Origin of the sequence: Microbacterium sp. CH-015, from assembly GCF_049707015.1 — a bacterium.
Lineage (GTDB): Bacteria > Actinomycetota > Actinomycetes > Actinomycetales > Microbacteriaceae > Microbacterium > Microbacterium aurum.
On the sequence record NZ_JBNAFJ010000001.1, the window covers coordinates 117960 to 144005 of the forward strand.

17 protein-coding genes, 1 tRNA gene and 2 pseudogenes are annotated in these 26046 nt (G+C 71.7%); 10 read left to right on the forward strand and 10 right to left on the reverse strand.

Going from position 1 to position 26046, the window contains the following annotated elements; genetic code table 11:
• Positions 1–68 precede the first annotated feature (68 nt).
• Together ACPYN4_RS00575 and ACPYN4_RS00580 are read right to left on the reverse strand one after the other, a co-directional pair.
• Complete coding sequence (locus tag ACPYN4_RS00575) at positions 69–1289, reverse strand: ROK family transcriptional regulator (protein WP_239279851.1); 1221 nt, start codon at positions 1287–1289, stop codon at positions 69–71.
• Between the two features lie 91 nt (positions 1290–1380).
• Entirely contained in the window at positions 1381–2286 is a 906-nt protein-coding gene (locus tag ACPYN4_RS00580) for a Bax inhibitor-1/YccA family protein (RefSeq protein WP_239279850.1), read from the reverse strand.
• A 155-nt stretch (positions 2287–2441) separates the two neighbouring features.
• Between ACPYN4_RS00580 and ACPYN4_RS00585 the strand changes: the two genes are divergently transcribed.
• The 4 genes from ACPYN4_RS00585 (at position 2442) to ACPYN4_RS00600 (ending at position 8799) form a co-directional block, all read left to right on the forward strand.
• The gene (locus tag ACPYN4_RS00585) at positions 2442–3449 is read left to right on the forward strand and encodes a glycerophosphodiester phosphodiesterase family protein (RefSeq protein WP_315549394.1); all 1008 of its coding nucleotides are present in this window, start codon (positions 2442–2444) and stop codon (positions 3447–3449) included.
• A gap of 101 nt (positions 3450–3550) precedes the next feature.
• Positions 3551–4483 (forward strand): ABC transporter ATP-binding protein, encoded by a 933-nt coding sequence (locus ACPYN4_RS00590; protein ID WP_281653013.1) that lies wholly within the window; start codon positions 3551–3553, stop codon positions 4481–4483.
• Positions 4480–5565 (forward strand): ABC transporter permease, encoded by a 1086-nt coding sequence (locus tag ACPYN4_RS00595; protein WP_315549396.1) that lies wholly within the window; start codon positions 4480–4482, stop codon positions 5563–5565. The genes ACPYN4_RS00590 and ACPYN4_RS00595 overlap by 4 nt, the downstream gene beginning before the upstream one ends.
• A 129-nt stretch (positions 5566–5694) precedes the next feature.
• Complete coding sequence (locus ACPYN4_RS00600) at positions 5695–8799, forward strand: S8 family peptidase (RefSeq protein WP_315549398.1); 3105 nt, start codon at positions 5695–5697, stop codon at positions 8797–8799.
• 53 nt (positions 8800–8852) lie between these two features.
• Here ACPYN4_RS00600 and ACPYN4_RS00605 read toward each other — a convergent pair whose 3' ends face one another.
• Entirely contained in the window at positions 8853–10952 is a 2100-nt protein-coding gene (locus ACPYN4_RS00605) for a bifunctional lysylphosphatidylglycerol flippase/synthetase MprF (protein WP_287269240.1), read from the reverse strand.
• Between the two features lie 99 nt (positions 10953–11051).
• Between ACPYN4_RS00605 and ACPYN4_RS00610 the strand changes: the two genes are divergently transcribed.
• The gene (locus tag ACPYN4_RS00610; RefSeq protein ID WP_287269243.1) at positions 11052–12344 is read left to right on the forward strand and encodes an alpha/beta hydrolase; all 1293 of its coding nucleotides are present in this window, start codon (positions 11052–11054) and stop codon (positions 12342–12344) included.
• Between the two features lie 54 nt (positions 12345–12398).
• Here ACPYN4_RS00610 and ACPYN4_RS00615 read toward each other — a convergent pair whose 3' ends face one another.
• The 4 genes and pseudogenes from ACPYN4_RS00615 to ACPYN4_RS00630 all read right to left on the reverse strand — a co-directional run bounded on the left by ACPYN4_RS00615 (position 12399) and on the right by ACPYN4_RS00630 (position 14355).
• Positions 12399–12839, reverse strand: coding sequence for a hypothetical protein (locus tag ACPYN4_RS00615; RefSeq protein ID WP_287269245.1), 441 nt, complete (start codon positions 12837–12839; stop codon positions 12399–12401).
• A gap of 75 nt (positions 12840–12914) precedes the next feature.
• A pseudogene (locus tag ACPYN4_RS00620) lies at positions 12915–13485 on the reverse strand (dihydrofolate reductase family protein).
• Positions 13486–13794: 309 nt separating this feature from the next.
• Positions 13795–13867: transfer RNA gene (locus tag ACPYN4_RS00625), tRNA-Met, on the reverse strand.
• A gap of 98 nt (positions 13868–13965) precedes the next feature.
• On the reverse strand, positions 13966–14355 hold the full coding sequence (locus ACPYN4_RS00630) for a YccF domain-containing protein (protein ID WP_281653019.1): 390 nt from the start codon (positions 14353–14355) through the stop codon (positions 13966–13968).
• A 583-nt stretch (positions 14356–14938) separates the two neighbouring features.
• Between ACPYN4_RS00630 and ACPYN4_RS00635 the strand changes: the two genes are divergently transcribed.
• The 3 genes from ACPYN4_RS00635 to ligD all read left to right on the forward strand — a co-directional run bounded on the left by ACPYN4_RS00635 (position 14939) and on the right by ligD (position 19611).
• Entirely contained in the window at positions 14939–17347 is a 2409-nt protein-coding gene (locus ACPYN4_RS00635; RefSeq protein ID WP_424445339.1) for an ATP-dependent helicase, read from the forward strand.
• 38 nt (positions 17348–17385) lie between these two features.
• Positions 17386–18429 (forward strand): SseB family protein, encoded by a 1044-nt coding sequence (locus tag ACPYN4_RS00640; RefSeq protein ID WP_424445340.1) that lies wholly within the window; start codon positions 17386–17388, stop codon positions 18427–18429.
• Between the two features lie 156 nt (positions 18430–18585).
• Positions 18586–19611, forward strand: coding sequence for a non-homologous end-joining DNA ligase (gene ligD, locus ACPYN4_RS00645; protein ID WP_424445341.1), 1026 nt, complete (start codon positions 18586–18588; stop codon positions 19609–19611).
• A gap of 1 nt (position 19612) precedes the next feature.
• On the opposite strand, the gene ACPYN4_RS00650 is transcribed toward ligD, so the two are convergent.
• Positions 19613–20812, reverse strand: coding sequence for an AI-2E family transporter (locus ACPYN4_RS00650; protein WP_424445342.1), 1200 nt, complete (start codon positions 20810–20812; stop codon positions 19613–19615).
• A 138-nt stretch (positions 20813–20950) separates the two neighbouring features.
• On the opposite strand from ACPYN4_RS00650, the pseudogene ACPYN4_RS00655 reads away from it, so the two are divergent.
• Positions 20951–21286, forward strand: a pseudogene (locus ACPYN4_RS00655) (alkaline phosphatase); the annotation flags it as partial.
• Between the two features lie 137 nt (positions 21287–21423).
• On the opposite strand, the gene ACPYN4_RS00660 reads toward ACPYN4_RS00655, so the two are convergent.
• Positions 21424–22740: a threonine/serine ThrE exporter family protein gene (locus tag ACPYN4_RS00660; protein WP_424445343.1), complete on the reverse strand. Its 1317-nt coding sequence runs from the start codon at positions 22738–22740 to the stop codon at positions 21424–21426.
• 281 nt (positions 22741–23021) lie between these two features.
• Positions 23022–24056, reverse strand: a complete 1035-nt coding sequence (locus ACPYN4_RS00665; protein WP_281653024.1) for an ATP-dependent DNA ligase — start codon at positions 24054–24056, stop codon at positions 23022–23024.
• Positions 24057–24191: 135 nt separating this feature from the next.
• Between ACPYN4_RS00665 and ACPYN4_RS00670 the strand changes: the two genes are divergently transcribed.
• Complete coding sequence (locus tag ACPYN4_RS00670; RefSeq protein WP_281653025.1) at positions 24192–25964, forward strand: acyl-CoA dehydrogenase; 1773 nt, start codon at positions 24192–24194, stop codon at positions 25962–25964.
• Positions 25965–26046 lie beyond the last annotated feature (82 nt).

Below are 26046 nucleotides of genomic sequence, written 5' to 3' on the forward strand. Positions count from 1 at the left end.
GATCTTTTTATAAAGCAAATGGAGTAAAACATCAAGAGTGGCGTCGCCGTGATGTGCGCCGGCGTCGATCAGTCCGCGTGGATCATGAGGTCGGCGGGTCGCGCCGTGAACGCGCTGTCGAGGACGAGGCTCGCCGCGCCGAGGGCGGTGACATCCGTGCCTCGTGCCGACTGGTACATCGCGATGGGAAGCGTGGTCGTGACGGCGGCGTGCTGCTCGAGCGCGCGGGCGAGCGGCGCGCTGACGGCGTTGGAGATCGACGCCCAGATCGGACCTCCGATCACGACGACGTCGGCATCGAGGAGGTTGTTCATCAACACCATCGCCCGAGCGATCGACGCCGCGGTGCGTTCGAAGACGGCGACTGCGGCCCCGTCGCCGTCTACGGCCCGCTGTGCCAGTCGCGCCATCCGTGCGCGGAGCTCGGAGGGAGCCGCCACTTCGGAGATATCGATGCCCTCGCCGTCGGCGACAACCCGTTCCGGGGCGACGGCGACGCCCAGGCATCCACGCTGCCCGCATTCACATGGTGGCCCGTCGGGCTCGACGACGAGGTGGGCGATGTCGCCCGCGTTGCCGGTGCGCCCGTGCACCGGGGTGCCGTCGACGGCGAGTCCGGCACCGACCCCGGCTCCGTAGTAGAAGTACAGGGCCTCGCTGAGCTCGCGGTCGCTGCCGGTGAACAGCTCGCCGACCATCGCGGCGACGACATCCTTCTCCATGATCACCGCGAGACCGGTGGCCGCGGCGAGATCGTCTCGGAGTGGGATCTCGCGCCAGGCGGGAAGCAGAGGTGGATGCAGGACGACGCCCGCGCGACTGTCGATGGGGCCCGGCACCGCGATGCCGATCCCGAGCACGCGATCGCGGTGCACGTTCGCCTCGTCGAGCAGGGAGTTCACCCGCCGCGCGAGGCCGTTGACGAGCTCGGCGGGCGGGGCGTCGATGTGCGGCGAGAACTCTCGGTGGGCCACGATGCGTCCGCCGAGATCGACGAGAACGACGGTGTCGACGGCCGGGTCGAGGTGCACCCCGACCGCGTACCGCGCCTGCGCGTTGAGGTGCAGTGGAGTGCGCGGCTTGCCCTTTCCGGCGATGATCGGGGCGCCCTCGCTGATCATCTCCGCTTCGACGAGCCGTCGTGCCACGTTGCTCAGAGTCTGCGCGGACAGTCCGGTGCGTTCGGCGAGCTCCGTGCGGCTCAGCCCATCGGGCGCGCGGCGGATGAGGTCCAGCACGAGCGTCTGATTGTAGGTGCCGACGGCCGGCAGATTGGAACCGCGTCTCATGGTGATCCGACCGTACAGTCAATTGCGCGCGGCCCGGACGACGAAGGCCCGCCCGGCGAAGCCGGACGGGCCTGTCAGCGAGTGCCGCGGGTCAGTTGTTGCCGCGGAGGATCGCGATGAGGCGCAGGATCTCGATGTACAGCCAGACGACCGTGACCATGATGCCGAAGGCGCCGAGCCAGCCGAACTCGCGGGGAGCGCCGTTGCGGACGCCCTGCTGCACCGAGTCGAAGTCGAGCACGAGCGAGTAGGCCGCCATGATCACGACGAGGACGCCGATGATGACACCCAGCGGGATGCCCGCGATCGTGTAGTTCGACAGCATGCCGAAGGGGCCGCCGCTGCCGGCCGGGAACGCGCCGAACATCATCATGACGACGTTGACGAGCGAGAACACCAGGTAGCCGACCATCGCGATCATGAAGATCTTCGTGGCCTTGGCCGAGGCGCGGACCTTGCCGCTGGCGAAGAGGGCGAGGGTCACGCCGACGACCGACAGCGTCGCGAGGGTGGCCTGCATGACGATGCCGGGCCAGATGAACTCGAAGAACGCCGAGATGCCGCCGATGAAGAGACCCTCGAACGCGGCGTAGCCGAAGATGAGGCCCGGGCGCACCTTCTTGCGCGAGGTGAACGTCACGACCATCGCGAGGACGAAGCCGCCCATCGCGCCGATGATCCACGGCATCATCGTCGGCACGGGGTTCGCGGCGGTGACCGGCGACATGGTCCAGATCCAGCCGACGACGGCCGTCACGAGAAGGATGCCGAAGAGTGCGAGCGTCTTGACGACGGTGTCCTCGACGGTCATGCGACCGGTCTGGACCGCACCGGCGGCGGGGGCGGCGAACGCGCCCTCGAGCTGCGCCTGTGCGGCGACGTCGACGGACTGCGCGGTGGTCGCGGCGAACTGGGTCTGGGCAGCCGGCGGGGTCAGCCCGGGCCGCTGTTCCTGGAAGGCGGGGTTGCTGAATGCGGGGTTGCTGCTCGAGGCCATTGTGGTCTCACTCCAATACGAGGATGGCCGCAGCGGGTACTGCGGGATTCCAGCGTATCCGACGGCGGTTCGCGGCGGCAGGTGCGGCCCTGTGAGCACCCTTTGAACCCGGCATCCGCGTCGGTGCGCCGCATCGGCGTCGATAGCCTGGAGGCATGCCTCGACGCCGGCCGCTGGTCATCGGACACCGGGGTGCGCCCGGGTACCGCCCGGAGCACACGCGCTCGTCGTACGACCTGGCGCTCGCCCTCGGCGTCGACGCCGTCGAGCCGGACGTCGTCTTCACCGCCGACGGCGTGCTCGTCGTGCGGCACGAGAACGAGATCGGCACGACCACCGACGTCGCCGACCATCCGGAGTTCGCGAGCCGCCGCACGACCAAGACGATCGACGGCGCCGAGCACACCGGGTGGTTCACCGAGGACTTCACCTGGGACGAGCTGGCGACGCTGCGCTGCCGCGAGCGCCTGCCGCAGCTGCGCGCCGCCAGCGCGTCGTTCGACGGCGAGCAGCCGCCGTTGCGGCTGCGCGACGTGCTCGACCTCGTCCGTCAGGCCTCGCTCGACCAGGGGCGCGAGATCGGCGTCGTGCTGGAGATCAAGCACGCGACGTACTTCTCCGGGCTCGGCTACGACGTCGCGGGCGCCATCGCGGCGGAGCTGAGCGACGCCGGCTGGGCGACGGGCCGCCTGCCGCTCTACCTGGAATCGTTCGAGCAGACGGTGCTCGAGGCCGTCCGCTCCGAGGGCGTCCGCGGCACCTACATCTACCTGCTCGAGGCCGGCGGAAGCCCGTACGACCTCGTCGCGCGTCAGGGGCGCGCCGCGCCGACCTATCGCGCGCAGGCGACGCCGACGGGGCTTGACCGCCTCGTCGGCCGGGTGGACGGCATCAGCGTCGACAAGCGCATGATCCTCGCTCCCGACAAGCTCGGCCGGGCGACCGGCCCGGCATCCGTCGTCGCCGACGCGCACGCCCGCGGCTTGCGCGTCTTCACGTGGACCTGCCGCCCCGAGAACGCGTTTCTGGTCGGGCAGTTCCGGCGCGGCCGGGCGAAGGCCGAGTTCGGCGACTACGCCGCGGAGTGGCGCATGATCGCGGATGCCGGGGTCGATGGCGTCTTCGTCGACCATCCCGATCTCGGCGTTGCCTTCTTCCGGTGAGGGGCGTGCTCGCTCGCTCGCTCGCGCGACGAGCGGGGTGGGTGACGCCCGCGCGTCGTGCGCTCCGTCGTGGCCGCACGGCGATCCCCTAGGGTGAGGGCATGACCGCCCTCGGCATCGTCGCGTCTGGTGTACGTCGCTCCTTCGGGGCGGTGCAGGCCGTCCGCGACGTGAACCTCGAAGCGCGCGCCGGCGCCGTCACGGGCCTCGTCGGGCCGAACGGATCGGGCAAGACGACGCTGCTGCTCATGCTGGCCTCGCTGCTCGCGCCCGACGCGGGGACGATCCGCATCGGCGGCATCGACCCCGTCGCCGCGCCTGAGGCGGCGCGCGCGATCCTCGGCTGGATGCCGGACGCGCTCGGCGCGTGGCCGTCGCTGACCGCACGGGAGACCCTCGTGATGACGTCGCGGCTGTACGGGCTCGACACGGCAGCGGCCGCGGGCGGCGCGGCCCGCCTGCTCGACGAGGTCGGGCTCACCCACCTGGCCGATGCGCCCGCCCGCGTGCTGTCCCGCGGGCAGAAGCAGCGCCTCGGCCTTGCCCGCGCCCTCGTGCACGACCCGCGCGTGCTGCTGCTGGACGAGCCCGCGTCGGGCCTGGACCCGCAGGCGCGCATCGACCTGCGCGTCCTGCTGCGGCGGCTCGCCGCCGAGGGGCGCACGATCCTCATCTCGAGCCACATCCTGTCCGAGCTCGAAGAGGTCGTCGACGATGCCGTGTTCCTCGTCGAGGGCGCGACCGTCAGCAGCGACCGCGTCGCCGCCGCCGCGACGCGGCGACGCACGTGGCGCATCCGCCTAGCCGACCGCGAGCCTGTCGCGGCCGTCCTCCCGGTGGCGCAGGCGCTCGGGCTCGACGCCGCCCTCATCCCCATCGACCGGCGCGATCTGCTCGTCGGCTTCGCGGGCGATGCCGAGGCGGCGTCGGCGCTCGCCGCCCTCGTGTCGGCGGGACTTCCGGTCGCCGAGTTCGCCGCCGCCACGGGCCTGCTCGAACACACCTTCCTCGACCTCGAAGGGGGCCGCGCGTGAACCTGTCGCGTCTGTGGACGATCGCGCGGCTCGAGCTGCTCCAGCGCGTGCGGACGGTGTCGTGGTACGTGCTGCTCGGCGTGTTCGCACTGCTGCTCGTGGGTGTGACCGCGCTGTCGTTCCTCGGCTACGGCGGCTGGGGCATGGCCGGCCCGGGCGTGTACTCGATCGTGGTGTACGTCACCCTGCTCCTGGTGCTCCTCGTCTCCCCGACCCTCAGCGGCAACAGCATCAACGGCGACCGGGATGCCGCGACCCTCGCGCCCGTGCAGGTGACGCTCGTCACCACCGGCGAGATCCTCTTCGGCAAGTTCCTTGCGGCGTGGATCACCGGTCTCGCCTTCGCCGGCGTCGCCGCGCCGTTCCTCGTGATCGCAACGCTCGCGGGCGGGGTCAACCCCTGGACCGTCCTGATCTCGCTCGCCGTCCTCGTCGTCGAGACCGGCGTCATCGCCGCGATCGGGGTGGCGCTGTCCGGCATCCTCGCCCGTCCCCTCTTCTCCGTCGCCGTCACCTATCTCGTCGTCGCCGCGCTCGCCGTCGGCACCGTGATCGGCTTCGGGCTCATCGGCACCGCCACCGCCAGCGAGGGCGTCTCCCTGTCGCGGTCGGCCGAGTACGGCGACAACGGCCCGCTGTGCAAGGACGGGTCCGACGATTGCTGGGACGACCCGGAGCAGATGGTGTGCGGTGAGTGGACCCGCACGACCTACCCCGTCCCTCGCTTCGACCGGGTGTGGTGGCTGCTGTCGGCGAACCCGTTCGTCATCCTCGCCGACGCCGTGCCGACGAGCTTCGACCAGTACGGCAGCCCGGACGACCTGTTCGGGTCGCTGAAGTACACCGTGCGCAGCGCGCAGCGCACCCCCGATCTCGAGACGCGCTGGGACGAGTGCGATCCGACGTACTACTTCGGCGAGAGCGACTACCCGACGCCCGAGGAGATCATCGACCAGACCGTGCCGGGATGGTTCGTCGGGCTCGGAGTGCAGCTGGCCCTGGCCGTCGTGCTGCTGTGGTGGGCGTGGGCGCGCACCCGGACGCCCGCCCGCCAGCTGCCGCCCGGTACCCGCATCGCATAGCCGAGGATCTTCCCGCGGATGAGGATCCTCTCATCGTCCTTCCCGTGCTGTTCAGGGCTTGCATAGCCTCCATACAGCCGTGTCACACCCCGATGCGGCAGCACCCCTGCACGAAAGGCGGTTCCTCCTTTGCAACGACGCATCCTGGCCGCAGTCGGCGCCATCGCGCTGCTCCTGCCCTCCAGCGCCGCACTCGCGGCCAGTCCGGACGACGACCCGGCATCCCGATTCGCGGCGTCCGCCTCCCACGGCGCCGTGGACTCCTCGTTCCGCTCCGCGGCGATCGGCGCGGACGGACGCGTGACGGTCGTGATCGAGATGACCGGCGACCCCGTCGCCGTCGTCCAGGCAGAGAAGGGTCGCGAGCTCACCCCGGGTGAGCGCGGCGACGTCAAGGGCAAGCTCAAGAAGGCGCAGGACTCCATCCGGGGGACGATCACCAGCAAGGGCGGCGAGATCCAGGCCCAGATGCAGTCGGCCTACAACGGCTTCCAGGCCTCGGTGCCCGTCGACCAGGTCGACGCCGTCGCGTCGCTGCCCGGCGTCGTCGCGGTGCACCCCGTGCGCACCTACGCCGTCGACAACGCCGTCTCCGTGCCGTTCCTGGGGCTGCCCCAGGTGTGGCAGAACACCGGCTACACCGGCCAGAACGTCAAGGTCGCGATCATCGACACGGGCATCGACTACACGCACGCCACCTTCGGCGGCCCCGGCACGACCGAGGCCTACGAGGCGGCGCACGCGGCGGAGGCCCAGCCCGCCGACCCGGCATGGTTCGGCCCGGATGCGCCGCGCGTCAAGGGCGGCATCGACCTCGTCGGCGACGACTACAACGCCGATTCCTCCAGCGACGACTATCAGCCCGTCCCGCACCCCGACGACAACCCGCTGGACTGCAACGGCCACGGCTCCCACGTCGCCGGCACGACCGGCGGTTCCGGCGTCCTCGCCGACGGGACGACCTACCCGGGTCCGTACGACGAGTCCACGCCGTCGAACACGTTCCGCGTCGGTCCGGGCGTCGCGCCCCAGGTCGACCTGTACGCCGTGCGCGTGTTCGGCTGCGAGGGGTCGACCGACGTCGTCGTGCCCGCCCTGGACTGGGCGGTCGAGAACGGCATGGATGTCGTGAACCTGTCGCTCGGATCCTCCTTCGGGCGTGGAGATGACCCGGATGCCGTGGCGGCCGCCAACGCGGTCGGCGCCGGCGTCGTGGTCGTCGCCTCCGCCGGCAACGCGGGACACAACCCGTATCTCACCGGCTCGCCGGGCACCGGCGACGGCGTCATCGCGGTGTCGGCGGTCGACAGCACGGAGAGCTTCCCCGGCGCCACCGTGACCGTGGGCGGCGCGACGGTGGAAGCCATCAACGCCAACGGCGCGGACCTCGACGGTCTCGGTGAGCTCGAGGTGGTGCGCCTGACGGGCGAGAACGCCCTCGGGTGCTCGCCGGAGGCGTTCACCGCCGCCGGTGTCGTCGAGGGAGGCAACCAGCTCGCCGTCGTCGACCGCGGCGACTGCGCCCGCGTCGCGAAGGCGATCTACGGCCAGCAGGCCGGGGCCGCCGCGGTGCTCATGGTGAACCACACCGACGATCTGCCGCCGTACGAGGGCATGATCACCTCGAACGCCGACACCGGCGAGCCATACCTGGTGACGATCCCGTTCCTCGGCGTGCGGCAGTCCGACGGGGTCGCGTTCGGTCCCGGGCAGGTCGCGACCATCGCTCCGGCGCAGATCGCGAATCCCGGCTTCCGCGGCTACGCCTCGTTCAGCTCGTCGGGTCCCCGTTCGGGCGACAGCGCCATCAGCCCCGACGTCGCCGCCCCCGGCGTGTCGATCGCCTCGGCCGCCGTCGGCTCCGGCAACGGCGCATCCATCCTCTCCGGCACGTCGATGGCCGCCCCGCACGTCGCGGGCGTCGCGGCGCTGTCGGTGCAGGCGCACCCGAACTGGACCGCGCCGCAGGTCGCGGCATCCGTCGTCTCCACCGCCGACCCCGACAAGGTGGCCGGCCAGCGGCTCACCCTCGGCGGGGTGGGCCTGGTCGATGCGGCGCAGGCCGTCGCGACGCAGGTGACGGCGACCGGCGACGCGTTCCGCACCGAGAGTGGCTGGGCGCGCGAGTCGGCGCTGAGCTTCGGATTCCAGGAGTCGCCGCTCGGCTTCGGCGGGCTCAAGACCGTCACGCTGCGCAACGACGGACCGACGCCGGTGACCTACGCGGTCTCCACGACCCCGTCCGCGCAATCGCAGAAGGCGACCGTGACGCTGTCGTCGAAGAGCATCACGGTGCGGCCCGGCGGGACGGCGAAGCTCGTGCTGGCGGTCACCGCCGCCGCGAGGGACGTGCCCACGTCGGTCGTCGCGGGCGATCCGTTCGCGTTCTACGAGATCTCGGGCGACATCGTGCTGACGGCGCCGGACTCGACGCTGCGGGTGCCGTACCTGCTCGTGCCGCGGTCCTCCAGCACGGTCTCGACGCCGACGAGCGCGCTGTTCACGAAGAAGCAGCAGGTCGCCGACGCCACGAAGAAGATCCCGCTGTGGAACATCCTCGGCGCGCAGGCCACGGCCGGTGCCGACGTGTACACGTGGGGGCTCTCCGACGATCGCGATGTGCCGAAGACGTTCGCCGACACGGGCTACGACATCCGGGCAGCCGGTGTGCAGTCCTTCGGCAGCGGCGAGGATCAGCTGCTCGTGTTCGCGTTGAACATGCACCAGCGGTTCTCCAATCCCGCCGGCAACGAGTACGACGTGATCCTCGACACGGACCGCGACGGCGAGGCCGACTGGATCGTGCTGTCGTACGACTCCGGCACCGTCCGCGTGGGTGACACGGACGGTCTGGCGGAGGTGTTCATCGTCAACGCCAAGACGGGCGCGCTGTCGGCGAGCGGATTCCTCACGCAGGCGCCGACCAACAGCAGCACGCTGCTGCTGCCGGTGTACGCGAGCGATCTCGGCATCACGGGCGCGTTCGACTACACGGTGCAGACGTTCGGACTGGGCGCCGGTGAGGACGCGGTCAACGGCTGGGCCGCCTACGACCCGAACGCTCCGGCGATCGGCAACGGCCAGTTCGTCGACGTGCCGCAGCGCGGATCGGCGAGCGTCGAGGTCGCCGTCGATGCGGCTCAGGTCGCGGCGCAGAAGCCCCTCGGCTCGATGGTGGTCGTCTACGACAACCCCGCGGGCGCCGCCGAGGCTCTGCTGGTGAAGCTGAAATAGCCCTCCCCCAAGGATGCCGGGGGCGCTCGCCCCCGGCATCCGCCCCTCTCGTGTCAGTCGCGACCGGCGCCGCGCAGCAGCTCGAGGCCGGCGCCGGCGAACTGGCGCAGCGACGCGTCGGGGAGGAACGCGCGGGTCAGGCCCGCCCCGATGCGGGCGAGGTCGCCCTCATCGCGGAACAAGAGGGAGAGGGTCTCGTAGCGCGGCCGGAACTTCTCCTTGAAGCGGTGCAGCGACTGGAATCCGTAGACGGGCTCGAGGATGTCGGAGAGCCAGTCGCTCAGCGCGCTGATGGTCGCGGCCTCCGGCGGGTACTCGTGGGCCAGCGGCGCGCCCGACAGCGACATGATCTCGGCGCCCTCGTCGCGGAACGCCGCCGCCGACATGCCGATGAGGTACTCCATCACGGGGCCGAAACCGCCCTCGCGGCGACGCATGAGATCGAGCGTCCACCCCCGCATCCGGCCCTCGGCGCCGTGGATCGGCAGCCAGGAGAGGAACCCGTCGACGTCGCCGTGCGCGGAGATCGCCAGGGCGATGGGCACGTGCGGGTCGGCCGCCTCCTCCAGAGTGCCGAGCGTGAAGCGCATCTCGGGGAGCCCGCGGTCGCCGACCCACATCTCGGAGATCGCGTGGAGCTGGCTGCGGATGTGGAACGGCTCATCGGCCAGCCGGGTCAGCCGGAAGGTCATCTCCTCGCGACCGGCGCGGTTGATGGACGTGCGCACGTCCGACCACCGCTTGCCGGTGAAGGCGAGGCCCGGCAGATCGACGATCGTGTCGTCGGCCACGACGAGACTGCGCCACTGCGCGGGCACCGCGGCGCGCGTCGCGTCGCCGGCGCTGAAGAAGCACGGGACGAGCCCGGCGTGCTCCGCCGCGGTGATGAACTCCCGCGCCGAGTCGGCGCGGCCGGCCTCGGGCCCCAGCGGGTCGCCCAGGGCGATCGCCGCCCCGGCGCGACGCTGGTAGGCGACGATGCCGGTCGTGGTGCGCATGTAGAGGTTCCCCTCCCACGTCGACATCCACGACAGCGTGCCGCCGCCGTCACGCTCGAGCGTCTCGACGACGTCGAGGACCGTGGGGGCCGGCACCGGGCCGAGATGGCCGCGGCGGCGCCAGCGGAACGCCCGCCGCACGAGGATCAGATAGATCAGCAGCAGGCCCCACATGAGCCCCACGGCGACGTCGCCCGACGGGCTGGTGTCGAACAGCGGCACACCGCTCCACGCCTCGGTGATGAGCAGCGTCAGCCCGAGCAGCGCCACCAGCGCGTTCGCGGCGGCGAGGACGATCGCGACCGCCCACGCCCAGCGTCGCGCTCGCCGCAGACCGTTCGCGATGACGACGATGACGATGACGTTGACCGCGGCATCCCACACCGTGCCGTCCGGGACCGACGGGCCGAAGGGGCCGTCGGTGGGCACGAACTCCGTGATCACATCGATCGCGGTGAGGGCGACGAGCCACACGAACGCCACGAACCGCTGCTCGCTGACCGAGACGCGCTGCACCCGCAGCGACCGGTCCACGGCGAGGACGAGGAACACTCCCAGCGCGTGTTCGAGCTGCGACAGGCCGCCCCACAGCAGCACTCCCGTCGTGACGGACACGAGCAGGACGAGCCAGGCGCGCGAGCGCCAGGGAGCGGCGAACAGGCCGACCGCCGCCGCGATGCCGGCGAAGATGCCGCCCTCCGGCGCGACGTCCAGCAGCGCCGACTGCTCCGCCGCCCACGCCCACGCCGGCGCCAGCGACCCGAGCCACAGCAGCAGCGACGCGCCGAGCACGGCGAACAGCTGACCGCCAACGAGGTAGGCGAGGGCCGCGCGTCCGCCGCGGCGGAACTCGACGAACGCGACACCGGCGAGACCGGCGATCGTCACGGGGTAGAGCGCGGGGTGGCTCACCAGCAGCGAGCCCGTGATCGGCGTCCACCACCGCCCGTCCTGAAGGGCCGGCAGGCCGAACGCGAAGACGTCCCACAGCGGGCCGTCGGCGAGCGGGGTCCAGAGGGCGCCGGTGAGGATGCCGGCGATCAGCAGCACCGCGACCACCGACAGCGTCGCCGGGATGCGGCGGAGGACGGCCAGCAGGCGCCCCCCGCGCCGACGCGGAGCCGTGACGGGGGCCTCGGCCGCAGAGTCGGTCACGATGCCAGCGTACGGTTCGCGCGTGCAGACCGGCCATAGGATCGCGGGCCTACGATGTGCTGTGCGCCCGCGCGCATGCCATCCGTCCGAGAGCGCCTCATGCACACACTGCTCGCCCTGCCCATCATCGATGGCCCCGTCCCGTGGGTCCTCGGGGGACTGTCCGTGGCCCTGATTCTCGTGCTGGCCGTGCGGCCCGGCGGGGCGCGCCAGCGGGCGCGGGCGTTCGCCGCCGCGGCGGCGGGGGCGCTGCTGGCGCTCGCGGTGTACCTCGTGGTGAACGCGACGGGCGCGTTCGGCGACCCGCTGCCGGGGTTCGTGCTGTGGTCCGCGATGGCGGCGTGCGGTGCCATCGGCCTCGCCCTCGCGAGCTTCCGGCGGTCCCGATGGTGGCGGAAAGTGGTCGCGGGCATCGCGGTGGCGGTGTTCGCGGCATCCGGCGTCGTCGCGGTCAATGCCGGATTCGGGATCAATCCGACGCTCGGCAGCCTGTTCGGTGTCGTCCCGGCCGATACGATCGCCCTCCCGCCGAGCGACGCCGGCGACGACCCTCCGGATCAGCCGCTCTACGAGACGTGGCACGCGCCCGCCGACATGCCCGCCACCGGGCGCGTCGGCACGGCGGAGATCCCGGCGACGGTGTCGGGGTTCGACGCCCGCCCGGCGGGGATCTACCTGCCGCCCGCCGCTCTCGTCGCCGATGCTCCCGCCCTCCCGGTCATCGTCTTCATGATGGGCCAGCCCGGAAACCCCGACCCGTCGTTCCTCGCCGCGACCCTCGACGCCTACGCCGCGCAGCACGACGGTCTCGCACCCATCGCCGTCGTCGCCGACCAGGTCGGCGCGAACGTCGTCGACACGGCCTGCGCGGACTCGACCGCGTACGGGAACGCCGAGACCTACATCACGAAAGACGTCGTCACGTGGGTGAAAGCGCACCTGCACGTCATCGACGACCCGCGCTGGTGGGTCATCGGCGGATACTCCAACGGCGGAGGCTGCGCGATCACGTTCGCGGCGGAGCATCCGGAGCTCTGGAAGAACGTCATGGACATCTCGGGGGAGCCGTACCCCGGCTCGGAGCAGCCCGACAACATCGAGAAGACCGTCTACGGCGGCAGCACCCAGGCGTTCGAGGCGTCGAAGCCGGTGAACATCCTCGCCGCGCACCCCGGTGCCTATGACGGGATGACGGCGGCGTTCACGGCGGGTGGCGATGACCCGACCTATGTCACCGCGGCGCAGACGGTGTCGGCCGCCGCGCAGCGGGCGGGGATGAGCGTCAGCCTCGACATCATCCCCGGGGCGGGCCACACCGGAAACGCGCTGACGAGCGGACTGCAGATCACCGTCGGGAAGATGTACCCCGCGCTGGGATTGTCGCCGGGCTGAGCGGATGCCGTGGTCTCGGCGCCGGGACGGGGTCTGGGGTCAGGGCGGCGTGCGTCAGCGGGTGCAGAGTTTGGGCGTGGGGCCGTTTCCGAAGCGGTAGTCGTACGTCTTCCCGTCGGAGGTCACGACGACACGCATGCCGTCGACCTGGGCCTGGGTGTAGGACTGGCCGGGGCTCGCGCAGCCCAGCGAGCCGTCGTTGAACGTCACCGCCTCGGCGGAGACGAGCTCGGGTGTCGCGGTGACGCCGCGGTCGGTGAGGTCGGCGACGATCGCGTCCCAGCGGTCCGGCGGCACCTCGACGGGCGTTCCGGTCGGCGCGATCGCGCCGGGCGTCGTGGTCTGCAGCGGTGGCCGCGTCGAGGCGCTCGCGCCCGGGGTGCCGGTCGTGCCGCTGGTGCTGCTGCCGCCGCCGGTGCCGCCGGGGCCGGCCGCGCACGCGGACAGGGTCAGCGCGATCAGGGCCGTGGCCGCGAACAGAATGGGCTTGCGCATGGGGTGCCTCCCGATATCCGGCGCTGTCGTGAGGGTACGTCCGTCACCTGCGAGCACCCGGGGAGCCCGCCGCCGTCACCGCGGCGGTCCATCGAGCACCGTCGGGATGTACTCCAGCAGCTGCAGGCGCCCGTCGAAGGTGCGGCTCTGGACAAAGCTCGAGCGCGACATCGGGGTAGTCGTCGAAGATCCGCTCCCGGCCGGTCACGCCCGTGATGACGGGGAACACCACGACGCGGAACCGATCCACGACCCCCGCGCGCAGCAGCGAACGGCTGAGGCTCAGGCTCCCGAGGGTCCGCAGCGGAAGCGTCTCGCGGTCCTTCAGCTCCCGGACGACCGTGACGGCGTCGCCGCGGGCGAGCTCGGTGTTGCGCCACGACAGCGGCTCATCGAGCGTCGACGAGAACACGATCTTGCGCGCGTCGTCGAGCGCCTGCGAACCGGCATCCTGCGACTGCCCGGCGAACGCGGCCATGAGCCGATACGTCGTGGACCCCATCAGGTGAATGAGTCCGTCCTGTGCGTCCTCGCCCAGCCAGGCGAGGTACTCGGGACCCTCGAGGCCCCAGAAGCCGGGCCACCCCTCGCCCGCCCCGTAGCCGTCGAGCGAGATGATGTAGTCCACCATCAGAGTCGTCGCCATCGTCGTCTCCCTCTGGGCGCGGTGCGCCCATCACTCCATCGTGGAACGGGGCGGAGACGGAGGCAAGGGGATGCCGCGACGCGGCCGTCGGAGTCGCCGCACCCACGCGCTGTACGCGAGCGTCACGACGCCGAGGAGCACCAGCCACACCAGCAGGATGCCGGGCCGTGGCCGGAGGATACCGAGGAGAGTGCAGGATTCCGAGGAGCGGATGCCGCGGACATCTCCTCGGAATCCGCCATCTCCTCGGAATCGGCCATCTCCTCGGAATCCGCCATCTCCTCGGAATCGGCCGCGGGGCGCACGTAGACGCGACGAGGGGAGTCGAACCCGCAACGCAACCGGTTATGAGCCGGAGCCCGGGACCGCCCGGATCGCCGCGATGACCCCACGCTAACCCGGCCGGCCGACGCGGGCCTGGGGTGTGAACGATGGTTTCGGCATGCGTCGCCGTGTGACGCGGGCCGTTGGTGCCCGGATTCAGGCGAAGGCGCCGGTGCGGGTCGAGACGATGTCCTTGCCGAGCGGCATGAGCGAGATCGGGATCATCTTGAAGTCCGCGATCGCCATCGGGATGCCGATGATCGTGATGCACAGCGCGATGCCGCTCGCCAGGTGGCCGAGCGCGAGCCACCAGCCCGCGAAGATCACCCAGATCACGTTGCCGAGGAACGATGCGACCCCCGCCGTCGGCTTCGGGACGATCATCCGCCCGAAGGGCCAGATGACGTAGCCCGCCGTGCGGAATGACGCGATCGCCCACGGGATCGTGATGATCGGGATGCACAGGAGCACGCCGGCCAGGACGTAGCCGAGGAACAGCCAGAACCCGGCGAAGACGATCCAGATGATGTTCAGCAGCGTGCGCATGGTGCCATTCCCGCCCGGTCTCGCGCAGTGGGTGTTCGCAATTCAGTCTCCGCAGGGTGCGGAGCCCGTTTCTGGGGCTTTTCGGGGCGTTTCGAGGCGCGAAGACTGAATTATGGACCGAGTGGCGGCGCGACGTCACCCGACGCGGCGCATAACTCAGGCTGGAAGGCCGGAATCGGGGCTGAAACCCCCTCAGACCGGGATTCTGCCTGAGTTATGCGCCGCCGGCGCCGGCGGCGGCACCGGGGTCCGGTGCCGGCGGGATCAGGCGGGAGTGGGAGGCTGGCCGGACGAGACCAGGCGCCGGGGCGGGAGGCTGGCCGGGGGAGATCAGGCGTAGGCGCAAGCTGCAGCTGTCGTCGCGACACGAGCTGACCGCGTGGGCGAGCGAGCGGCAGCTGCTCTGACGCAGCTCGATGGGGCAGAAGCGGCGTGGAACCGGCCGAGGAGTGCGCTCTGGCCCCACGTTGCAGGACTTCGGCACACCTCCGCGCCCGCACAGGCGCCGCGCCCGGACGGGCGCTCCCGCCGGCGCGCGCTGGCGGACGCCCGTGTCGGGGCGCCGACCTAGACTTGACGGGTTATGAGCGACCCGATCAAGCCCGTCATCGTCGGCATGCCAGCGGCAGGAACGGGTGCGCCCGGGGCCGACGATGACCTGCTCGCGGGCCTCAACGAGCCACAGCGCGAGGCCGTCACCTACCGCGGCCCGGCGCTCCTCATCGTCGCGGGCGCCGGCTCGGGTAAGACGAGCGTGCTCACGCGCCGTATCGCGTCGCTGCTGCGCTCGCGCGAGGCGTGGCCGAGCCAGATCCTCGCGATCACCTTCACCAACAAGGCGGCCGGCGAGATGCGCGAGCGCGTGCAGCAGCTCATCGGCGACACGGCGCAGGGCATGTGGATCTCGACCTTCCACTCCGCGTGCGTGCGGATCCTCCGCCGCGAGGCCGAGCAGTTCGGCTTCACGAAGAGCTTCACGATCTACGACTCCGGCGACTCCCGTGCGCTCATCAAGCGGCTCGTCAAACAGTACGAGGCCGACGCGTTCGGGCTGACCCCGGCATCCGTGCAGGGACGCATCTCGAAGCTCAAGAACGAGCTGGCGGATGCCGAGTCGTTCGTCCGCACGGCGAACCTCAGCGACCCGGCCGAGCGCCTGTTCGCCGAGATCTTCGCGGATTACCAGCGTTCGCTGCAGCGCGCGAACGCGTTCGACTTCGACGACCTCATCGCCCAGACGGTGTACCTGTTCCGCGCCTTCCCGCACGTCGCCGACGTCTACCGCAAGCGGTTCCGCCACATCCTCGTCGACGAGTACCAGGACACCAACCACGCCCAGTACGCGCTCATCCACGAGCTCACCCGGCCCATCGAGGACGTGGGCGCGCTCCTGGACGAGACGGAGGGGGCGTCGCTCACGGTCGTCGGCGACTCCGACCAGTCGATCTATGCGTTCCGCGGGGCGGACATCCGCAACATCACCGAGTTCGAGCGCGACTATCCGGGCGCCAAGGTCGTGCTGCTCGAGCAGAACTACCGCTCGACGCAGAACATCCTCAGCGCCGCGAACGCCGTCATCAGCAACAACTTCGACCGCAAGGACAAGAAGCTGTGGACCGATGTCGGCGCCGGCGAGAAGATCGTCGGCTTCACCGGCTACTCGCAGCACGACGAGGCGCAGTTCGTCGCCGACGAGGTCGAGGCGCTGCACCGTGCCGGGCTCGCCTACGGCGACATGGCGGTCTTCTACCGGACCAATTCGCAGTCGCGCGCGCTGGAGGAGATCCTCATCCGCTCCGCCGTGCCGTACAAGATCATGGGCGGCACGAAGTTCTACGAGCGTGCGGAGATCAAGGACGCCCTGGCGTACCTGATCGCCGTCGCGAACCCCGCCGACGAATTGAGCGTCCGCCGCATCCTGAACAAGCCGCGTCGCGGGATCGGCGACGTCACCGAAACCTCGATCGCGCGGTACGCCGCGGAGGAGGGCATCACGTTCCGCGACGCGCTCGCCAACGCGTCGGCGCTCGGCGTCGGCCCGAAGATCCAGGCCGCGATCGCGCAGCTCGACGCGGTGCTGGCCGAGGCGACGGCCCTCATGCTGCCGAGCTCCGGTGAGGTCGCCCCGCCGACGGCGGTGACCGAGGGGCTCAATCTGCTGCTGAACAAGTCGGGCTACTACGACGCCCTGCGGATGTCGAAGGACCCGCAGGACGAGGCGCGCGTCGAGAACCTCGACGAGCTCCTCGCCGTCACGCGCGAGTTCGCCCGCAACAACCCCGAGGGCACCATCCTCGATTTCCTGACCGAGGTCGCCCTGGTGTCGGATGCCGACGACCTCGCCGACGCGTCCGGCTCGGTGTCGCTGATGACGATGCACACGGCGAAGGGCCTGGAGTACGACGCCGTGTTCGTGACGGGCGTTGAGGAAGACCTGATCCCGCATCGGATCTCCGCGGGGGAGCCGGGCGGCCCGCAGGAGGAGCGGCGGCTGTTCTACGTCGCGCTGACGCGCGCGCGCAAGCGCCTGCACCTGTCGCTCGCGATGACCCGCGCGCAGTTCGGCGAGGTCTCGGTGGCCATGCCGAGCCGGTTCCTGCAGGAGATCCCCCACGACCTCATCGACTGGCGGCAGTCGCCGGGCGACGTCAACTCCCGCGGGGGCATGCAGTCCCGCGCCCTCAACGCCCGCCGGCCGGGCGGCCCGGGGCACGGCGGCGGGTCGCGCTACGGCGACGACCTGGTGCCGCTGCCGCGCCGCGAGCGCCCCGCGGGGGACCTCACGAAGTTCGCCAACCGCATCCCGGCGAAGGTGCGCGACAATGGCGACCTCGAGCTCGCCCCCGGCGACCGCATCCGCCACGACGACTTCGGGGAGGGTCGCGTCGACCAGATCACCGGCGAGGGTCCGAAGCGCGTCGCGCACGTCCGGTTCGACCGGGCCGGACAGAAGAAGCTCCTCATCAAGATCGCGCCGATCGAGAAGCTCTGACCGACGCCGCCCCGGATGCCGCGGTTAGGCTGACAGGCATGGGCTTCTTCTCGCGCGGCAAGCGCACGCCCGCCGACGGTGTCCCTCCCGAGGCGGTGCCGGAGGCGGCATCCGACGCCGTCGAGGAGACCGTCGACGCGCACGCCGGCGAGGAGCCCGTGCCCCACGTCGGCATCTCGGTCTCGACGTTCGGGGCGCCCCCGCCGGCCGCGGCGGCTCCGGCAGCGCCGGGCGCGCTTGCGGAGTCGGCGGCGCCTGCGGCCCCGGTGCGCCGGCCGCCGGCGACCGCGCCGGCACCGCAGCCGACGGTGCCCGGGCTCGTCGACAACACCCTCGTGCAGGCCGCGCTGGCGGGTCTGCCGGGGAAGCCGCGGAACACCGACATCATGAACGTCATGCGGCAGGCGCTGCAGGGACAGCTGTTCGTGCGTGCGCAGGGTGATGCGCAGGCGCTGCTGGCGGCGGGCCAGCCGTTGAACCTCGCGATCACGACGTTCCGGGACAAGCGGTTCCTGCTCGCGTTCAGTGGCGGCGCGGCCCTGCAGGCGAGCGCGCAGGCCGAGGGGGCTGCCGCGGCATCCGTCATCGGTCAGCCGGCGATCGCGGTGCTGCGCGGCGCCGTCACCGGCGGATACGACGGGATCTATCTCGACCACGCCACGCCGGGCGCACGGCTCGTGCTGCCGAAGCCGCTCATCGAGAAGGCGCTCGACGAGGGCGAGCCCGGGTTCGAGCTGAAGGCTCTGCTCGCCGGCGCCCGCGGCGACGCGACGGCGCTGCAGGTGGCCGAGGCGCTCACCCGCGTGAAGGTGTGGGTCGCCGGCGGGACCGACGACCAGGGTCGCATGGGGCTTGCCGAGGCGCGCTCCTCCGATGGACAGCGGCGCCTCGAGGTGTTCTCGCATCCGCTCGAGGTGATCGTGCTGGGGCGCGGCGACCGGCCGCTGCCGGTGCTTCCCGAGCAGCTCGCGAAGGCCCTCGCCTCCGAACCGGGCCTGACGGGCATCGTCGTCGACCCGGGCGGCCCGTGGATCGAGCTCGACCGCGACGTGCTCGCCCCGGTGCTCGCGCTTGCCGGTTGACGGCGTCGCGAAAGCAGGCTGAAACGGCGATCCGGGGCCGCGGGCGGGTCGTCGAGGTCGATCTGGCCTGCTTTCGCGACGGCTGGCGCCCGCGACGCCAACGCCCGCGGCGCGGGCGGGGTGTTGCGCGTGCCGCGGCCGCCCTAGGGTCGAGCCATGGCCTCCGAGCGCATCACCCTCACGATCCCCGGCCCCGACGGCGAGCGCGAGGTGTCGCTGTCGAGCCCGAACCGGGTCATCTGGCCGGAGGTCGGGATCACCAAGCGCGAGCTCGCCGAGTACGCCATCGCCGTCGCGGAGCCGTTCCTGCGGGCGAACGGGCACCGGCCGGTGTCGCTCGAGCGGTTCCCCGACTCGGTCGACGGGGAGAGCTTCTTCTCCAAGAACCCGCCGAAGGGCGCGCCCGACTATGTGCACGAGGTGATGTGCACGTACAACAGCGGGCGGCGGCATCCGCAGGTCGTCCTCGACGAGGCGGCCGCGATCGTCTGGGCGATCCAGATGAACACCGTCGTCTTCCACCCGTGGGCCTCGCTCGCGCGTGACACCGACAATCCCGTCGAACTGCGGATCGATCTCGATCCGCAGCCCGGAACGGATTTCGCGGATGCCGCGGCCGTCGCCCCGGCGTTGCGCGAGGTGCTGCGCGAAGCGGGATTGGAGCCGTGGCTGAAGACGAGCGGAAACCGCGGCATCCACGTCTTCTGCCCGATCGAACCCACCCACGAGTTCCTCGACGTGCGGCACGCCGTGATCGCGGCCGGGCGGGAGCTCGAGCGTCGGATGCCCGACCGGGTCACGATGAACTGGTGGAAGGAGGAGCGCGGCGAGCGCATCTTCGTCGACTTCAACCAGGCCAACCGCGACCGCACGATGGCGGGCGCCTACAGCCCGCGGGCGCTGCCGGCGGCGACCGTCGCGACCCCGATCACGTGGGACGAGTTGGCCGACGGTGTGGACCCGGCATCCTTCACCGTGCGGACGGTGCCGCAGCGCCTCGCCGAGCTCGGCGACCCATGGGCCGAGCTGCAGTCGGAGCCGGGACGCATCGACACGCTGCTGGAGTGGTGGCAGCGCGACCTCGACGACGGGCTCGGCGAGCTGCCGTTCCCGCCCGAGTTTCCCAAGATGCCGGGGGAGCCGCCGCGCGTGCAGCCGAGCCGCGCGCGCAAGCCCGACTGAGTCAGGCCACGGGCGCGTCGGCGGTGCGGGCGCGGGTGGCCGCGGCATCCTCGCGATGCTTCGGGCGCGCCCAGCGCGCGGGCGTGTGAGGCCCGTCCCACACCTGCACGATGCCCCACGCGACGGCGGTGATCGGCACCGCGAGCACGGCGCCGATGATGCCCGACAGCACCGTTCCGATGGTCAGGGCGACGAGCACGACGAACGCGTGCAGCTTCATCGACCGGCCCATGAGCACCGGCTGCAGGAGGTTCCCCTCGAGCTGGTTGACGAGCACGACGACGCCCACGACGAGAAGCGCCACGACCCAGCCGTTGGCGACGAGCGCGACGAGGGCCGCGAGGATGCCGGCGAGGGTCGCACCCACGATGGGGATGAACGCCAGCAGGAACACCAGCACCGCGAGCGGGATCGCCAGCGGCACCTGCAGGATGAGCAGTCCGATGAGGATGCCGACGGCATCCACCGCGGCGACCGTCGCCGTGCCGCGGACGTAGGAGCCGAGGGTCTGCACCGTCTTGTCGCCGATGCGCACCGCGCGCTCGTAGTTCTCACCGCGGAAGGGGCGCAGGAGGAACGCCCACATCTGCGGGCCGTCCTTCAGGAAGAAGAAGAGCATGACGACCATGAGCACGAGCCCCGTGACGAAGTTCGCGACCGCGCTCACCCCGGCGATCGCGCCGGAGCCAAACTGGGCGCTGGTCACGAAGGACTGCAGCTGCGCGATCCACTCGTCGATCTGGTCGTGGTCGATGTCGAACGGCAGCGTCCGGCCCCACGCGAGAAGGTCCTGGAAGCCCGCCTCGGCCTGCGCGTAGAGCGTGTCCCACTGGTCGCGGACCGCCCAGACGATCAGCCACGACACCGCGCCGAGGATCACGAGGATCGCCAGGAGCGCCATCAGCGTGGCCACGAGCGAGGGCACGCCGTGCCGGCGCAGCCACGTCATGACGGGAGCGAACGCCGAGGCGAAGATGAGGGCGAGCACGAGCGGGATCGTCACAACGGTGACCTGCTGGATGCCGACGATGATCGCCGCCGCGATCGCCACGACGATCATGATCTGCAGCGCCCGGATCGCGAGCACGCCGAGCCCGTCGGACCACAGACTCCACGGCTTGCCGCCGCCGGCGTCGACCCGCAGGGCCTTGGCGGAGGTGTCGACGCGGACGGTCTTCGGCGCTGAGCTGAACAGTCCCATGCTCCGACGCTAACCGATGCCGCGCGTCCGCCGGCGTGGGTTGACAACCTGCGCGGCGGCCGGGACCCGCGTCGGCATCCGTTCACCGGCGGTTCCTCCGATGTCTCCGAGAGGCCGCCGGCGCTCGGGACGGTGGAGGTGCGGCCCGGGCCATCCGGGACCGCGTCACGTCACGTACGCACACACGGAACGAGGAAACATGTCAACGAGCACGTTCGGGCCCGCACGGCGCCTGATCGTCCCTGGGTCGGCTCGGGAGCCACCGACTCCGCCGCCGCGGCGACCGCGCTCGGCACGGGCGTGAAGACGAACAACGGCGTGATCGGCTTCGACCCGGCATCCGGCCGCCTGCTGACCGTCGGCGAGCAGGCGCTCGAGGTCGGCAAGAAGGTGGGCCTGGTGACCTCCGTCACGTTCAACCACGCCACCCCGGCCGGTTTCATCGCCCACAACGGCAACCGCAACGACTACCACGGCCTCGCGACCGAGATGATCGACAGCGGCATCGACGTCATCATCGGCGCCGGTCACCCCGATGGCGGTCGTGGCCGGCGTCGTCGTCTGGCTCGTGATCCGGCGCCGCCGTGCGCGGGGCTCCCGGCCGCAGGTCGTCAGCGCGAACCCCACTCCCGCTCCGTGAAGACCCGCGCCACGGTGAGGCCGATGGCGAGCGCGACGACGACGAACAGCGCCGTCATCGCGTTCTGGATCGCTGCGAGCGTGTCACCGTCGATGACGCCGGCGATCGATCGGTAGGCGGCGGCGCCGGGCACCATGATGAGGACCGCGGGCACGGTCAGCGTCACGCGCGCCGCGCGCAGCCGGTCGCCGAACAGGTACGCGCCGAGGCCGACCGCCAGCGCCGCCGCTGCGGCGGCGACGGCCGGGTTCACCTGCGCGTCGACGAGGGCGAGGCGGCCGACGTTGGCGATCGCGCCGAGGGCCGCGGCCGTCACGGCGATCGCCCACGGGGTCGAGAAGAGCGCCGCGAACCCCAGCACGCCGACGAACCCGGCGATCAGCCGCATGAGGGAGAGGAGCGGTTCGCCGAGCTCGGGCGCGGCCGTCTGGGTGACCGTTGTGTGGAAGATCGTCGCGACCGCCCACACCGCCGTCCCGGTCGCGAGCAGGATGAGAGCCGCGTAGGTGACGCGCGCGATGCCGGCGTTCAGGTCGAGCCGCGCGAGGTCGAGGGCGCCGGTGACCAGCGGGAAGCCGGGCACCAGGTACAGCACCGCGCTCGTCAGCGCCGCGTCGTGCTGAGCGCCGGGAAGGCCGACGAGCGCGAACACCGCGGCGACGGCGAGATACACCAGCAGCGCCGTGACGGCCGAGGCGAACACGGTCAGGAACTCGTTGGTGCGGAGGTGATGGATGGCCATGCGCACGGCCTGACCGGCCCCGGCGGCGATGCCGACCGCGACGAACTCCTGCCACCCGCCGTTGTTCAGCAGCGCGAACGCGGCGCACGCGAGCGCCGCCGCCACGACGCGCAGCGCCGGGGAGGAGCGCCGCGGCATCCGCTCGATCTCGGTCAGTCGCGCCTGCAGCTGGGCCGGGGTCGTGCCGTCGACGAGCTCGTTCGTCAGTCGCTTCAGCGCCGTCAGCCGATCGGCGTCGACGGCGGGCTGGCGGATCTCCGCCACGCGGGTGCGGAACATCTGCCCGCGCCCGGCGGTCGCGACGATGTCGGTCATGCCCACGCGGCAGTGCAGCTGCTCGATGCCGAGCGCGCCGGCGGCGCGTTCCATGCTGTCGCGCACGCGCGCAGACGACGCGCCGGCGCCCAGCATGAGGGCGCCCAGCCGGGTGACGGCGTCGGTCCGTGCGATGAACTGCACGGGCTCCAGGCGCAGCTCCTGCGTGTGGGTGGGCACCGGATCGCCGTCGCGGTCCGGCCCGTCAGGGGCGTCGGGGGCGTCGGCCATGCTCCGATCCTCGCACCGCGACGCCCCCGGGCGCACCCGCCGCGGCCGGGAAAACGGCCCGGTGGTGGCGGCGGAATATTCACGGTCGCCGGCCGATCGGGCCTCCGGCGGCGCCCGCTATCGTCGTGGTCAAGGAGGGCGGGTTACCGCCACCTCCGCAGAATCGGGCCCGCGCGGCAGGCCGCCGGACTCCGGCGCCGGTGCGGGCCCGCCTGCGGGAGACCGGCTTCGGCCCGCGCGGTGCTGCGCGGGTCGAAGCTGCGTCCGGGCCCGGCCCGGCGTCAGGTCAGCACGTCGGCGAGGTCGTACGCGGCGACCTGCTCGAGCTGGTCGTACGTGCACGAGCGGGGATCGCGGTCGGGGCGCCAGCGGTCGAACTGGACGGTGTGGCGGAAACGGCGGCCCTCGAGCTGGTCGTAGCGCACCTCCAGCACGCGCTCCGGACGCAGGCGCACGAACGAGGTGTCCTTCGACGCCGTGAACCGCGACCGGTCGGTCTGTCCGGTGACGGCGTAACCCGCGGCATCCGTCTCGACGAGCGGTGCCAGCTCGTGGACGAGCTCGAGGCGCCGGGCGTCGCTGAAGGCCGACGCGCCGCCGACGCTCTGCAGCTCGCCGGTCTCGTCGTACAGGCCCAGCAGCAGCGAGCCGACGCCGCTGCCGCTCTTGTGCACCCGGTAGCCGAGCAGCACGACGTCGGCGGTGCGGGCGTGCTTGATCTTGAACATCGTCCGTTTGCCCGGCGCATACGGGGCATCGAGCGGCTTGGCGACGACGCCGTCGAGACCCGCTCCCTCGAACTGCGCGAGCCAGCGCTCGGCGAGCGCGCGGTCGCCGGTCGTCCGGGTGACGTGGATCGGGGCGGGGACGCCGTCGAGCAGATCCTCGAGCTGCGCTCGCCGCAGCCGGAACGGCTCGGGCTGCAGGTCGCGCTCGCCGCGGGCGAGCAGGTCGAAGGCGATGAACATCGACGGTGTCGTCTCGCTCAGCATCCGCACCCGCGAAGCGGCCGGGTGGATCCGCTGCGAGAGCAGCTCCCACTGCAGCCGAGCCGGGTCGCCGGCCGCCACGACGATCTCGCCGTCGATCAGGCAGGGCTCTGGCAGCAGCGCGCGGCACGCGGCGACGAGTTCGGGGAAGTAGCGCGTCAGCGGCTTGGCGCCGCGCGAGCCGATCTCGACATCGGTGCCGTCCCAGGCGATGAGGGCGCGGAACCCGTCCCACTTCGGCTCGAACGACAGGCCGCCGGGCGTCTTCGCCGGGTCGGGGATGGCCGGGACGGACTTCGCGAGCATCGGCGCCGGAATCTCGTACATGGGGCCAGTCTGGCGTTCGACGAGCGCAAATGGTCCTCGGATGCCAGATTCCCGAGCCGCCTGCGCGTCCCGAAGCCGCACGCCGTGGGACTGAGTCTCAGCTAGAATGGGCCGGAGTCTCACCGAGGAGGACCCATGGCCACCGAGTACCAGCCCCCCGTCGCCGACTACGCCTTCCTGTACGGCGAGGCGTTCGGTCTCGACATCGTCGCCCGCTCCACCGGGGGCGAGCTCACCGCCGACGACGCGACGGACGTGATCGCCGGGGCCGGCGAGTTCGCGGCCTCCGTCCTCGCACCGCTGCAGGAAGCGGGCGACCGCGAGGGCGCGCGGCTGGTCGACGGCGAGGTGCGTCTTCCCACGGGCTTCGCCGAGGCGTATCGCGCGTTCGTCGACGCGGGCTGGGTCACCGCCGAGGCGCCCATCTCCGCGGGCGGTGACGGGCTGCCCGGCTCGGTGCGCGCGGGCCTCGGGGAGATCTGGAACGCGTCGAACGCCGCCTTCGCCCTGTGCTGGCTGCTGACGGCTGGGCAGATCCATGCGCTGGATGCCGCGGCATCCGACGCCCTTCGCGAGACCTACCTCACCAAGCTCGTGTCGGGGGAGTGGACCGGCACGATGAACCTCACCGAGCCCGATGCCGGGACCGACCTGGGCGCGATCCGTACGATGGCGACACCCCGCGAGGACGGCTCGTACGCGATCCGCGGCCAGAAGATCTTCATCACCTGGGGCGACCACGACGTCGCCGAGAACATCGTGCACCTCGTTCTCGCGCGCACCCCCGGCGCGCCGGACGGGGCGAAGGGGCTCTCGCTGTTCGTCGCGCCCCGTGTGCTCGTCAATCCTGACGGCACGCTCGGCGCTCGCAACGCCGTGACGACGGTCGCGCTCGAGCACAAGCTCGGCATCCACGGCTCGCCCACCTGCGTGCTGTCGTACGAGGACGCGACCGGCTACCTCGTCGGCGAGCTCGGCGGGGGACTGGCGGGCATGTTCGTCATGATGAACTCCGCGCGTATCGGCATGGGCTTCCAGGCGACGGGCATCGCCGACCGTGCGCTGCAGCAGGCGCAGGCATATGCCGCCGATCGCATACAGGGTCGCGTGCTGGGACGCGACGGCGTCGCCCCCATCGCCGAGCACCCCGACGTCCGGCGTCTGCTGCTGTCGATGCGCAGCGACGTCTTCGCGATGCGTGCGCTCGGCGTGTACGTCGCCGACCTGTTCGACCGCGCCGAGTCCGACCCCGCGCTGCTGCCGCTGGCGGAGTTCTTCGTCCCGATCCTCAAGGGCTGGGCGACCGAGAATGCCGTGGCACTCACGAGCGACGCCATCCAGGTGCACGGCGGCATGGGGTTCATCGAGGAGACGGGCGTCGCGCAGCACTACCGCGACGCGCGCATCATGCCGATCTACGAGGGCACAACGGCGATCCAGTCAAACGACCTCATCGGGCGGAAGGTGATCCGCAACCAGGGCGCCACCGCGGCGGAGCTGTTCGCGCAGGTGGAGCAGACGGTGGCGGATCTGCGGGCCGTCGCCGGCGCGGCGGACGCGGGGTCGACGGGCGCGGGGACGACCGCCGGGGCGACGGGCGCGGTCGCCCGGCGTGCCGCGGACCGGCTCGAGCGCGCCGCGGCATCCGCCCGCCGTGCCACCGCCGACCTCATCGGCTTCGCCGAGTCGCCCCGCGACGCGCACGCTGTGAGCGTGCCGTACCTCATGCTGCTCGGCGTGCTCGCCGGCGGGTGGATGCACGGGCTGGCCGTCGTCGCTGTCGCCGCGCACGACGCCCCCGCGGCGGAGGATGCCGGCCGGCTCACCCTCGCGGACTTCTACGGCGCCCACCACCTGCCGCGGGTGCACGCGCTCGCCGAGACGGTCACCTCGGGCGAGACGGCCTGACCGGCCGCCGCGGCCCGGGCACGCGAGCGCCGGGCGGCGCGCATTCGTCGAACCCTTACCTCCCCGCCGAACCCTCATCCCC

Excerpts from the sequence above, each read along its gene's own strand:
- ACPYN4_RS00575 (WP_239279851.1), bottom strand. The coding sequence starts at position 1,289 with ATGAGACGCGGTTCCAATCTGCCGGCCGTCGGCACCTACAATCAGACG.
- ACPYN4_RS00580 (WP_239279850.1), bottom strand. The coding sequence starts at position 2,286 with ATGGCCTCGAGCAGCAACCCCGCATTCAGCAACCCCGCCTTCCAGGAA.
- ACPYN4_RS00585 (WP_315549394.1), top strand. The coding sequence starts at position 2,442 with ATGCCTCGACGCCGGCCGCTGGTCATCGGACACCGGGGTGCGCCCGGG.
- ACPYN4_RS00590 (WP_281653013.1), top strand. The coding sequence starts at position 3,551 with ATGACCGCCCTCGGCATCGTCGCGTCTGGTGTACGTCGCTCCTTCGGG.
- ACPYN4_RS00610 (WP_287269243.1), top strand. The coding sequence starts at position 11,052 with ATGCACACACTGCTCGCCCTGCCCATCATCGATGGCCCCGTCCCGTGG.
- ACPYN4_RS00615 (WP_287269245.1), bottom strand. The coding sequence starts at position 12,839 with ATGCGCAAGCCCATTCTGTTCGCGGCCACGGCCCTGATCGCGCTGACC.
- ACPYN4_RS00630 (WP_281653019.1), bottom strand. The coding sequence starts at position 14,355 with ATGCGCACGCTGCTGAACATCATCTGGATCGTCTTCGCCGGGTTCTGG.
- ACPYN4_RS00635 (WP_424445339.1), top strand. The coding sequence starts at position 14,939 with ATGAGCGACCCGATCAAGCCCGTCATCGTCGGCATGCCAGCGGCAGGA.
- ACPYN4_RS00640 (WP_424445340.1), top strand. The coding sequence starts at position 17,386 with ATGGGCTTCTTCTCGCGCGGCAAGCGCACGCCCGCCGACGGTGTCCCT.
- ligD (WP_424445341.1), top strand. The coding sequence starts at position 18,586 with ATGGCCTCCGAGCGCATCACCCTCACGATCCCCGGCCCCGACGGCGAG.
- ACPYN4_RS00650 (WP_424445342.1), bottom strand. The coding sequence starts at position 20,812 with ATGGGACTGTTCAGCTCAGCGCCGAAGACCGTCCGCGTCGACACCTCC.
- ACPYN4_RS00660 (WP_424445343.1), bottom strand. The coding sequence starts at position 22,740 with ATGGCCGACGCCCCCGACGCCCCTGACGGGCCGGACCGCGACGGCGAT.
- ACPYN4_RS00665 (WP_281653024.1), bottom strand. The coding sequence starts at position 24,056 with ATGTACGAGATTCCGGCGCCGATGCTCGCGAAGTCCGTCCCGGCCATC.
- ACPYN4_RS00670 (WP_281653025.1), top strand. The coding sequence starts at position 24,192 with ATGGCCACCGAGTACCAGCCCCCCGTCGCCGACTACGCCTTCCTGTAC.